General features: G+C 36.9%; 3 protein-coding genes. 1 reads left to right on the top strand and 2 read right to left on the bottom strand.

Annotated features, from left to right (window positions below; translation table 11 throughout):
* Positions 1-185: 185 nt before the first annotated feature.
* On the bottom strand, positions 186-536 hold the full coding sequence (locus tag OG2516_RS19245; RefSeq protein ID WP_007253533.1) for a cupin domain-containing protein: 351 nt from the start codon (positions 534-536) through the stop codon (positions 186-188).
* A gap of 1 nt (position 537) precedes the next feature.
* A complete protein-coding gene (locus tag OG2516_RS19240) occupies positions 538-864 on the bottom strand; it encodes a GYD domain-containing protein (protein WP_007253532.1) in 327 nt (108 codons plus the stop codon).
* Between the two features lie 87 nt (positions 865-951).
* On the opposite strand from OG2516_RS19240, the gene OG2516_RS19235 reads away from it, so the two are divergent.
* On the top strand, positions 952-1,657 hold a 706-nt coding region (locus OG2516_RS19235), incomplete at its 3' end, for an SDR family oxidoreductase (RefSeq protein WP_083788387.1).

Genomic DNA, 1,657 nt, shown 5'->3' with positions numbered 1-1,657 from the left:
ATTCTAGATAACTTAGATCCTGAAAAATACTCTGATGAGGAAATAAATATCTTGGGCAAATCAATTGGCACAGGCTGTAAGCAAGATCACTCATTTAAACTTACAGCCAATAAATAATTACTATGATGCAAAGTTAATTAGAGCTTCCTTTGCTATAATGGAACTCCACATTAACACTACGTAAATTATTCGCCCCACTTTCCAGCAAACTCATAGACGACTGCTTCCTCATTCCCTTCAACCCATCCGTCATGACCAGGAGCAATGGAATACGCATCACCTGCTGAATAAGACATTTCTGTTCCATCATCATGTTTAACACAAACTTTGCCAGAAACGATTACACCTAAATGACTCGCTTGACAGCTATCTGTTCCTACAGTTGGCTTTATATCACTAGACCATTTCCAACCAGGTTGTAATGTAAGCTTCATAATTCTTTGATTGCCTACATTAACAGCTTGAATTTTTGCATTATTAAAGTTGTTGTTTACTTCATCAGCGCTTTCAAAACTTTTCACTTCTACTGAACTCATATTAACCTCCTGGTTTAGAATAATTTCCAAGTGCAGTACCTGCCTTGGTAACAATTTCAGTCATATCAACTGCTTCAAGTATTACTGCATCAGATACCATTCCAGTCGATTGAACTGCTATTTTTGCGCCTGCAACTGAATTGAAATCAGTGCCGTCAACAGAAATAATAAGATCATAAGGACCTCTTACAATATCAAACGTAAGAACTTTACCGCCAACAGATTCTACAAGCTTATTAACTGCAGCTTTTCTATCATCAGAGGGTTTGCTCATGAATCCTTTGAGCGCCTCTGGTGTATATTTCGCCATCATATAAAATTTAGCCATATTTACTCCTTTAAATAAAATTATTATGGACTATCTTGATTAAATTGTTATTACAAATTTTTATATCTTTTCAAAAACGGAGAAAATATGACTAATCTAAAAGGAAAAACGTTATTTATTACTGGTGCAACTCGAGGAATTGGATTTGCTATTGCTAAAAGAGCTGCTGAGGACGGAGCTAACATAGCAATCATTGCAAAGACTACTGAGCCGCATCCAAAATTACCAGGAACTATCTTTACTGCAGCAGAGGAATTAAATGCAGCTGGAGGTAATGCAATTGGAATTAAAACAGATATTCGTTTTGAAGATCAAGTCATAGCGGCTGTTGATCAGACAGTAGAGAAATTTGGTGGTATTGATATTTGCGTTAATAACGCAAGTGCAATCAGTCTTACGCCTACTCTTCAAACAGACATGAAAAGATATGATTTAATGCACGGCATTAACACTCGCGGAACATTTCTTGTTTCAAAATGCTGCATACCTCACCTCAAAAAGGGAACCAATCCTCACATTTTAAATCTTGGTCCACCACTCAATATGGAGAGCCAGTGGTTTAGTCCTCATGTCGCATACACTATGGCAAAATATGGTATGAGTATGTGTACTTTAGGAATGTCAGAAGAATTAAAATCATCAGGCATTGCCGTAAATTCGTTATGGCCAAGAACTATGATCAATACTGCAGCAGTAAATAATATATTGGCACTTTCGATGGAAGACAAAGGCGTAAGTAAATGTCGAACACCTGCTATTATGGGTGATGCTGCATATCTTATTCTTACACAGG

Source organism: Oceanicola granulosus HTCC2516, assembly GCF_000153305.1.
Classification (GTDB): domain Bacteria; phylum Pseudomonadota; class Alphaproteobacteria; order Rhodobacterales; family Rhodobacteraceae; genus Oceanicola; species Oceanicola granulosus.
The sequence above is the reverse complement of the archived record's forward strand: the minus strand, read 5'-3'. Positions and strand labels throughout refer to the sequence as shown.

Coding starts and splice junctions, on each gene's coding strand:
- OG2516_RS19245 (WP_007253533.1), bottom strand. CDS start 536: ATGAGTTCAGTAGAAGTGAAAAGTTTTGAAAGCGCTGATGAAGTAAAC.
- OG2516_RS19240 (WP_007253532.1), bottom strand. CDS start 864: ATGGCTAAATTTTATATGATGGCGAAATATACACCAGAGGCGCTCAAA.